Here is a 9,768-nt window from a genome sequence, read left to right as displayed (position 1 = left end):
TCGCCGAGACGCTGCCGGTCTTCCACCTGGTGGGCGGCGTGGACAAGCTGACCGAGGACGAGGTCGGGCCGGGCGACCCGCGGGACGGGCTGCCGGTCTCGCTGGACCAGTGGATCCGCCGGGACGGGGTGTTCTGCCTGAAGATCAAGCTTCGCGGCACGGACGCGGAGTGGGACTCGCAGCGGACGGTTGAGGTGGACCGCGTGGCCCGTCAGACGCTGGGGGCGATCGGACAGAGCGACGCTCCATGCCTGTCGGTGGATTTCAATGAGATCTGCGCCTCGCCGGAGTACGTGATCGAGTATTGCCGCAAGCTTCAGGAGCGATCGCGGACGGCGTTCGATGATTTGCTGTATCTGGAACAGCCGACGGAGCGAGACCTGTACGCCCATCGGTTCGACATGCACGAGCTGGCGAGGATCAAGCCGGTGGTGGTGGACGAGAGCGTGCTGGACATCGAGATGCTGCGGCTGGCCTTCACACTGGGCTGGTCGGGCGTGGCCCTCAAGACGTGCAAGGGGCAGACCAACTGCCTGATGTACATCGCCCTGGCGTCGCAGCAGGGCCGGAGCTACAGCGTGCAGGACCTGACGAATCCGGGACTGGCGCTGGTGCACTCGGCTTCGCTGACCGGGCGGTGCCGGCCGATGATGGGCTTTGAGTACAACGCGCGGCAGTACCTGCCGGACGCGTGCCGTGAGGTCCAGGATCGCCATCCGGGGCTCTTTGCGGTCCGCGCGGGCCGGGTGCGTCCGGGCGATCTTCCGCGGTCAGGATTGGGGTACTGACGCGGAAACGGCTCCAGGATCGTTCAGCCGGCAGACGCGGTCGCGGCCCTCGCCCTTGGCCCGGTACAGGGCGCGGTCGGCGTCTTCCAGAACGTCCTTCCAATCGCGGCAGCGCGAACCGGCCTCGCATGTCGCGGCGCCGATGCTGACCGTCACCATGTGATCGACGCCCTTGGGATGCAGGATGTTCAGGGCGCGGACGGCCTGGCAGATACGCTGGGCGATGGAGAAGGCCCCTTCAATTCCCTGTTCGGGCAGCACCACGACGATCTCCTCGCCGCCGTAGCGGAAGACCTCGTCGGAGGGCCGGATGTTGAGCTTGATCGCCTTGGCGACCTCGCGGAGCACCTTATCGCCCGCCTGGTGGCCCTGGGTGTCGTTGTAGAGTTTGAAGTGGTCCACGTCGCACATCAGCAGGCCGTAGCGCTGGCCGTATCGCAGGGCCAGGTTGTGGTGGCGTTCGATGGACTCGTAGAAGCTGTTGCGGTTGCCGATCTGCATCAGCGGATCGACGCGGGCCATCTCCTCGAGTCGCAGATTCAGTCGCTGAAGCTGCTCGTTCTTGCGGGCCAGTTCCTCTTCGAGACGGACGATGCGCAGGCCGGCGTTGATTCGGAGCCTCAGTTCGTGCGGATCGAAGGGTTTGCGCACGTAGTCGTCGGCCCCGGCGTTGAGCCCCTCAAGCACGTCCTTCTGATCGTCGCGCGCGGTCAGCAGGACGATGTAGACGTAGCGGGAGAAGGAGGCTTCGCGAAGCTTGCGGCACAGCTCGATGCCGTCCATGCCGGGCATCATCCAGTCGGCGATCACGATGTGGGCGAACTGGCGCTGGATCATATCCCACGCCTCAGCCCCGTCGCAGGCGATCAGCAGATCGGCGTCGACCTTCTCGGCCAGGAGCTTCTGGAGGAACTTCCTGGAAATCGGATCGTCGTCGGCGATCAGGATCTTGATCTGGTTCTGGTCTTGATTGCTCATATCCATTTCACCCCGGAATGCGGAGGTCTAGCCGGCGTCGGTTCCGGATACCAGGCCTTCCGCCACAAATTGCTGCAATTCTTCGATTTGCCTCCGCAGTTTTTCTACAATCTGCGCCGCGTTGTCCAGTTGGGCCTCGCGACCCAGAAGTTCCAGTTCGAGGGCGGTGCCGGCGACCTGCTCGGCCCCGAGGTTGGCCGCGGCGCCCTTGATGCTGTGGGCCTGCTTGGTGACGGTGTCCGGATCGGCGCTCTGGACCGCCTCGGCGATGGCGCCGACCTGATCGCCGCTGAGGCTCAGGAACTCGTCGAGCACCTCGCGGAGGAAATCGTGGTCGCCCGCGCATCGTTCCAGTGCCGCGGTCAGGTTCAGAGGGGAGGGTGCGGTGCGGTCCTGATGTCCATTCATCACGGTCTCCTTTGCAGTTGAATTCTTGTTTTCGATCCAATGCCGTACCGTCTTGAGCAACAGAGTCGGCTGAATGGGTTTGGTCAGATAGTCGTCCATGCCGGATCCGATGCACTTTTCGCGATCGCCCTGCATGGCGTGGGCGGTCATGGCCAGGACGGGCATCGCGGCCCAGGGGCGGCCGGAGTTTCGGATCGCCGCGGTGGCCTCCAGGCCGTCCATTTCGGGCATCTGGACGTCCATGAGAACCAGGTCGTAGGTTTGGCATTCGAGGGCGGCCAGGGCTTCCCGGCCGTTGGCCACGCCGTCGACGCGGTAGCCGGCCTTGGTCAGGATGATCGTGGCGAGCTTTCGGTTGATCGGGTTGTCCTCGGCCAGCAGGATGTGTCCGCCGGAGCTCGGGGCATTCTCATCGGCCTCCGGGTTCTCATCGGCTGGCAGATCAGCCGCCCCGTCCACCGGCAGGAAGACGGCGGTGAAGGAGAACGTGCTGCCCCGGCCGGGCACGGAGTCGACGCTGAAGCGTCCGCCCATCAGTTCGACGAGGTGCCGGCTGATCGCCAGGCCCAGGCCGGTGCCGCCGTAGCGGCGGGTGGTGGAGCCGTCGGCCTGGATGAATTTCTCGAAGATGGTCTGCTGCTTGTCGGGCGGGATGCCGATTCCGGTGTCCCGCACGCTGAAGCGCAGGGTCGCCCGGTCGGACCGGCGGCCCTCGAGGACGACGGCGAGTTCGACGCGGCCCTCCTGGGTGAATTTGACCGCGTTGCCGCAGAGGTTGGTCAAGACCTGTTTGAGGCGGAAGTGGTCGCCCACCAGTTCGCGCGGAACGCCCTCGTCGATTTGGCTGGACAGCGAGAGTCCCTTTTCCGCGGCGCGCGGGGCGAACAGCTCGGTCACGGAGTGGAGCATGTCGGCCAGGTTGAACCGCTCGGGGTTCAGATCCATGCGGCCGGCTTCGATCTTGGAGATATCGAGAATGTCGTTGATCAGTTCGAGCAGGTTCCTGCCGCTGGCGATGATCGTGCCGACGTAGTCCCGCTGCTCGTCGTCCAGGCTGGTGTTGCGCAGGAGCTGCGACATGCCGATGATGCCGTTCATGGGCGTGCGGATTTCGTGCGACATGTTGGCCAGGAATTCGCTCTTGGCCTTGCTGGCGGCCAGGGCCTCTTCGCGGGCGACCACCAGGTCGGTGATGTCGATGAGGCTGATGATGCAGCCGCAGTATTTGCCGCTCTTGTTGATCGGATGGATGTGGAAGGTGAAGTGGGCGTCGCCGATCTGCTGCTGCATGACGACCGGATTGGGATCGCCCGCCTTGAACATGCGGAGCATGACTTCGAGGCTGGGGATCGTGCGGAGGGACTCGACCTCGCCGACCCGGCATCCGACGATTCGTTCGGCCTGGACGTCGAAGAGCTTCAGGTAGTAGCGGTTGACCTCGCGGACGGACCCGGTCTCGTCGATCATGACGATTCCCTGCTCCATCCCCTCGATCATGGTGCGCAGCTTGAGGGCTTCGTACTCGGCGGCGCGACGGGCCTGGACCGAATCGGTGATATCGACGAAGGACTCGACCGCCATTTCCTCGCCGGACTCGCTGGTGGTGGGGACCACGTTTTTGACCACGACCAGTTCGCGGCCGTCCCTGGTGTGGAGCTGGCACTGGCGTCGGAACACCGGGATCGGCTCGACGCCGCACGAGAGCCAGCAGGTCTTGCATTGGGAGGACCGCAGGATGGCGCAGCTTGAGCCGACGGCTTCCTCTCGCGTGTAGCCGGTGATGGCGGTGAAGCTGTCGTTGACGGAGACGATCCGTCCGTCGCGGTCGACCACGAAGATGGCGGTGGCGGCCGCCTCGAGCACGGCGTGGATGAACCGCTCCCTGGCCTCGGCCTGCTGCTTGGCGGATTCGGTCTCGGACATGGCCAGCAAGAGGGCCTGCTCGGCTTCGACGCGGCTGGTCACGTCGCGATCGACGCCGCGGTAGCCCAGAAGCTGGCCGTTCTCGTCCAGGATGGGGACGCCGTTTCGGAGCAGGCACATGACGGTCCCGTCCTTGCGGCGGGTGCGGCTGAGCAGGTCGAAGAACGAGGACTTGAGACGAACGTACTGGAGGAATTCGGTGGAGGCGGCCTCGGCGTCCTCGGCGGGCATGAAGTCAAAGGGGGTCTGGCCCAGCATCTCCTCGATGTGGTAGCCCAGGATCTGCTCGTAGCGGCCGGAGATGTAGGTGTAACGTCCTTCCTGATCCATCTCCCAGACGATGTCCGCCATCGAATCGATCAGGTCGCTGTAGCGTTTTTCGGAGGCCCGGTAGCGGCCTTCCAGTTCCCGCTGGACCGTCACGTCCCGCAGCGCGCCCTGGACGCATAGGCGGTCCTGGATCAGCACGGTGCGCAGGTGCATTTCGGCGAGGAACTGGTGTCCGTCGGGGCGGCGGAACCAGAATTCATCAAAGGTCTGACCGTCGGTTTGGGCCTTGGTCAGGAGTTCCGTCACGATCGGCTTGGTCTGGGCGTCGTGACGGCCCGGACCGAGCGAGATGACGTCGGCCAGGTGACTCTGGACCAGCCAGGCGGGTTCACAGCGGAACAACCGGCAGATTGCGTGGTTGGTTTCGAGGATCGCCCCATCGGACGAGACGATCCAACTGGGGATCGGCGCATCCTTGAAGATGGCCCGATAATTCCGCTCCGAGTCCCGCAGGCGTCCGGCCAATTCGTAGACCTGTCCGGTCAGGCGGTTGGCCAGGTACAGGCTGACCAGGTACCCCAGACACAGACTGATCGCCCACCACGCGGTCAACTGGCGCAGGACCTGCCGGAGGCCATCGCCCAGTCCGCGGTCCACGCCGTGGATCAGCCACACATCTTCCAGATCGCCGATCGGCGTGGCGGCGCAGGAACACACCGCCGCCAGGTCGGCGCACGCGGCGTCGTCAAACCGGGGGACCGAGTCGCGGATCAGGCGGCGTCGGTCTTCATCGATCCGTGGAGAGAAACTCTGGGCCACCACCCTGCCGCGATCGACGACCATCAGGAATGCGGAGTGGCGGCTGCGGGCCAGCACCTCGTCCAGCAGGGGTCCGACCTGCCAGGCGCGGCCGCCTCCGAGCAGATGGCCGACGTGACCGGCCAGGGCCACGTCATGATCATGAACGATCGCGGCCTCCGCCTTGGAGAAATAACCGTAGAGGGTCTGCCACAGCGTGATCTCGATGAAGACCGCCAGGAACGAGACCGCCAGAACGAAGTACAGCACCGTTCGGGCTCGCAGTGACATATTGCGGAGCACGTGAGAAACACTCCCTACCCATCGATGTCGTAAGCAAGGCTGTGCCGTCGGCGACCAGGGCGTCTGCCGCCGATCGGCCTGGGAGGCGGATACGGGCATCCGCTCTCCGGCAATACGTTCATCGGCTCACGGAAGGCGGGGGTGGATTTACCGGGCGGTGCGGCCACGGCTGGCACACTCCGTACACAGGTCTGAGGATGCCCGCATTTCATCACGATTGCAGGAGTAGAAGCGAGCAAACGGCCAGCCAAAGTCCTGCTGCTATAGTATCAGTCAATATCCGTTGGTAGGACGGAACCGGACGCAGGTTCGCCCCGTCGCACTCCGTCCGGCGATGTGGGTGGTCTTGCCACCGTCGCACCGGCCCGTGGGGCGCAGCGTCATCGTGTCCGATAATCTCAGATCCCGGAAGCGCCCAAAGGTCTGCGGAGACGACCGGTCTACGCCAGCCGCAAATGGTGCGGGAAGGGATGTGGAAGCTGGGCGGCAAAGCTCAGCGTCTGCGGGCGGTCGAATTCGAAGCCCAACCCGAACCGCCAACGCCCGGTGCCCAGCAGCAACTCCTGGTGAACCAGGTGGGCCCTGCCAGCCAGAACGGCTCGGGTCGGCGATGATCCGTTTTCTGTCTGGAAGAACTGGAAGGTCACGGCATCGCCGCAGGCCAAGCTTGGTCTCTGTTCGAGCAGCAGGTGGAAACCGCCGTCGCTGATATTGGCGGTGGAGGTCCGGATAATCGTGCCGCCGGTGAGGCAGGCAAGGACGGTCTCGAGATGCAGCAGCCGGCGCGGCCAGCGGCGGCGTTCCACCGCCTCGGTCATCCGATCCAATCTCACCCGCAGCGACTGGACGGCGGCTGCCGAATTCTCCCTCGCAACGCGTGTCAAAAGGTGATGGACCTCCCTGGTTTGCGGCGGCGGTCGGCTGGGCGTTCGGGAGTATAATCGGCGGGTTTGTCCGACGCAAGATTTACCTCAAAATCAGTACTGGGAAGGGGGAATTTGCGCTTGACCTGAGTTGGGCAGGGTATTAGAGTTTCGCACAGCTATCGAGTAGCTGCTGGTCGAACCCGGTGTGGACGGGGTTGGCAGGACTGGAAGATCGGTTGAGCCACCGCGTATTGGGGAGTCCCAGGGACGGGTTCACGTTTTTGTCTTCGATCGCGTATAATATTCCGGCAGGAGCACTAGGGAAATTCCCGCCGAGGCTGTGCTGGTGAGTAGGAGAAAAGTCATGCGAGCGGAAAAAATCGTCAAGTCGGCGGTCGTCTGCGTCCCGGAGCTGCGGACCGGCGATCTCGAGGAAAGCGACTTCGTTCCCGTGGCCATTCCGGCGCGTTACGAGGATTCGGAACACCTCAAGTCGGACCTGGAGGCCCATGAGATTCCGGCGATGCTCGAGTCGGAGCGGCTGGCCGGCGATCTGAAGGGTTTGGACGGCGTGCCGGTTTTGGTGCCGGAGTGCCGCCTTGAGCAGGCGTCCCAGATCGTCGGAATGATCGAGTTGAACGCGTTGGACGACGGAGAGGAGTTCGAGGAAGAAGAGGAGGAAGAGGAAGAGATCGAGGAATTCGAGGAACTTGAGGACGACGACGAGTTCGACGAAGACCTCGACGACGAAGAGGACGATGAGGACTTCCTCGAAGAGGAGGAAGAGGAAGAAGAGGTCGAAGAGGAAGACGAGGACGAGGATCTCTTTTACGAGGACGACGAGGAGTTTTAGGAGGGTCGGCCAGCGGGTTGACCCTTGATCGGCGACGGAACGGGCAACTTGGGTAACAGGCAACGCAGTACGATGACAGAAACCGAGAAGAATCCTCAGGAGTCGGGGCAGCCGCAGGAGCCCCAGTCGCCTCAAAGCGCGAACGTGCCCGAAGGGGCCGAGCGGCGGCAAGGAGACCGGCGTCAGTCCGTGGTCGATCGCCGCACCGGACTCGACCGTCGCGCCGCGGCTGACCGTCGCGGAGGCGGCGATCGGCGCAGCGGCGGCGACCGGCGGGCCGACGTGCCCGACATGTACGAACGGCGCGGGCCGGGCATCCGCCGTTCCGAAGACCGCCGGGCCGCTGAAGAAGGCGAGATGACCGACGAGCAGTGGCATTTCCTCCAAGCCATCGAGGAGTACAAGCGGGTCAACAATAGGCCGTTCCCGACCTGGACGGAGGTGCTCGAGGTGGTCAAGAAGCTCGGCTATCGCCGGGCCGAAGGAGAAAACCCGCCACCGGAACCGAAGGCGGAGCAGTAGGCGATCATCCGGTCGCCGTCCGCAGGACCCACTGTTTCATAGCCGCTGATCTCTGGATGGGGATCACACGTCTCGTGCTTTTTCAGAACATTCGGGGCTGGCCGATAATGCGGACTCCGCGCTTGCTGTGCGTCGGTTCGGAGGCCTCTGGGGGAGATAGACATTCGACACGCCATTGGTCCATCACCTTCCTGTCCGGCGTCAGCATGATCCGTTCGCCGGGTTCGGACGCGAATTCGATGACGCGGTCTTCGCACGAGCGGTCAAACCGGCCGTCGCGGTAGAGGAACGCGGCGGGCCAGGGATTTTCGATCCGGCCGTCGCCGCCGCGAAGACTCTCGATCGCGATCCACTTCGGTTGGCCGCCTTCAATCTCGCCGGAGACGACGAACCCGCCGACCGCATGGAGCGTGAAGCGGGCGGTATGGTCGGCGGTGACGGCGGGCGCTACGCGAATAATCTCGTCGTGGCTCTGCATCAGGGACTCGTTCATCGCACAGGTCATGACACCTGTGACCTCAAAGGCGAAGTGGCGGAACGGCTTGCTGGGCAGCGGGAATGACCGGTCCTTCGTCTCTCGATCCCAGACGCGGTTGGAGCGCAGAACCAGCGGCGAGTCCGGCCCGGTGTTCTCAGCGGGACCGTCGGAGAACATGCCGTTGTGGTACATGGCGGAATAATCGCCGAAGTCGCTCAGCCAGTCGGCCAGTTCCTCGCCGAGCCCGAGCCGTGCCATGACGATGGGCATGGGGTCCCAGGTGATGCTCATGGTCGCGTAGAGTTTGACCGTATTGACGGCGGCTTCGAAGAGCTGGCTGTCGCGGTCAGCCAGGCCCAGCACGTTGCAGGGGAACACCGCGGCATACTCGACGTACGGGAAGATGGTCTCGTGGCCGCTCATCTCCGGAGCGTCGGGAACGTACGGGTTGAGGCCCGCTGCGAGTTTGTTCAGGAACGAGTTGATCCGGTACGCCGGCCGATGGTGAATGTGCGGCACCGCGTAGGCTTCGCCGACCTGGTATTCCTCGGGCTCATCGTAAGGAACCAGTGAGGTGAGGATCTCCTGGCGCTTCAGGCCATACCCCGCGGCGAACATCAGGTTGTTGCGGGCGGTCCGGCCCTTGAATCGTCCTCGCTTGATTTCGCGCGTCTTCGGATCGATGGCGCGCGGGTCGGCCTCGACGACCATGAACGGCGCCATGTGGTCGAGGATGTCCCGCCAGATTGTGCTGCGCTCGTGGCTGACCCCGGCAATATCAAGGGCTTCAAGAGTGGCCCGATAGAGGGCCTTGGCGCAGGCCAGTTCGGTCACGCAGTCGCGCAGCTCGGTGCCGCCCTCGTAGCCGGTGCCCTTGGCGGCGTGGTAGACGCCGTTTTCGTCCTTCTCAAAGAGCTTCTCGAAAAAGATGCACGCGCCGACCATGTAGGGAATGGCGAAACGGCGGAGGAATTCGACGTCGCCGGTGTATCGGTACTGCCGCCAGAACTCCAGGGCGATCTGAGCGCCGGGCGTGTGGTTCCCCAGTTCGAGTTTGGAGTTGATCCCGCAGCGGTCGACCACGTCGGAGACGACGGCGGCTCCGGGCGGGGCATGAAATATCTCGGCTGCGTCGTGCTGGGCGTGAGGCAGGCCAGTGAATCGCCAGTCGAGATAGGCACGAACCAGCTCGTGGTGCCCCGCAGCGTTCAGCGGCCAATAGAGTTGCTGCTGGTTCCAATGGAAAAAGAACCCCCACGCCTGGAAATCGCCTCTGGTAGTCCACAGACCGTCGATGAACCGGCCGGGATAGCGGCCGCCCTGACAGGAGTTCAGGTAGTACATGATCAGGTGCCAGAGTTGATCAAGGTACGGTCGGCCGGTATCCATCAACGAGCGCAGCCAGAAGGCCTTCCACGCCTCGGCGTGAGGAGCAAAGAGCTTCTCGACGCCCGCGGCCCCGGCGGCGTTCAGGTGGCATTTCGCCTCGGCGATCGGGTCGCGATCCATCGGCGAGGTGATCGTGGCCAGGAGGGAGAAGGATTTCTCCGCCGATCCGGTCAGCGTGCAGGCACAGCGGTG

7 protein-coding genes are annotated in these 9,768 nt (G+C 64.0%); 3 read left to right on the top strand and 4 right to left on the bottom strand.

Translation table 11 applies throughout. From position 1 onward, the window contains the following. Positions 1 to 788: mandelate racemase/muconate lactonizing enzyme family protein (locus GXY33_07330; GenBank protein ID NLX04939.1), on the top strand; the 788-nt coding region annotated here is incomplete at its 5' end. Here GXY33_07330 and GXY33_07325 read toward each other — a convergent pair. The 3 genes from GXY33_07325 to GXY33_07315 all read right to left on the bottom strand — a co-directional run bounded on the left by GXY33_07325 (position 771) and on the right by GXY33_07315 (position 6,352). Then, positions 771 to 1,766 (bottom strand): diguanylate cyclase, encoded by a 996-nt coding sequence (locus GXY33_07325; GenBank protein ID NLX04938.1) that lies wholly within the window; start codon positions 1,764 to 1,766, stop codon positions 771 to 773. The genes GXY33_07330 and GXY33_07325 overlap by 18 nt on opposite strands. Positions 1,767 to 1,793: 27 nt before the next feature. After that, a complete protein-coding gene (locus GXY33_07320; GenBank protein NLX04937.1) occupies positions 1,794 to 5,456 on the bottom strand; it encodes a PAS domain S-box protein in 3,663 nt (1,220 codons plus the stop codon). A gap of 452 nt (positions 5,457 to 5,908) precedes the next feature. Further along, a complete protein-coding gene (locus tag GXY33_07315) occupies positions 5,909 to 6,352 on the bottom strand; it encodes a hypothetical protein (protein NLX04936.1) in 444 nt (147 codons plus the stop codon). 346 nt (positions 6,353 to 6,698) lie between these two features. On the opposite strand from GXY33_07315, the gene GXY33_07310 reads away from it, so the two are divergent. Continuing rightward, positions 6,699 to 7,187, top strand: a complete 489-nt coding sequence (locus GXY33_07310; protein ID NLX04935.1) for a hypothetical protein — start codon at positions 6,699 to 6,701, stop codon at positions 7,185 to 7,187. A gap of 72 nt (positions 7,188 to 7,259) precedes the next feature. Beyond that, positions 7,260 to 7,709: a hypothetical protein gene (locus tag GXY33_07305; protein ID NLX04934.1), complete on the top strand. Its 450-nt coding sequence runs from the start codon at positions 7,260 to 7,262 to the stop codon at positions 7,707 to 7,709. 82 nt (positions 7,710 to 7,791) lie between these two features. Here GXY33_07305 and GXY33_07300 read toward each other — a convergent pair. Then, the coding region (locus GXY33_07300; protein NLX04933.1) for a hypothetical protein at positions 7,792 to 9,768 on the bottom strand (1,977 nt) is incomplete at its 5' end.

The organism is Phycisphaerae bacterium (assembly GCA_012729815.1).
In the GTDB taxonomy this organism is placed as follows: domain Bacteria; phylum Planctomycetota; class Phycisphaerae; order JAAYCJ01; family JAAYCJ01; genus JAAYCJ01.
Note: the sequence above shows the minus strand (reverse complement) of the source record. Positions and strands in the feature narration are given on the sequence as shown.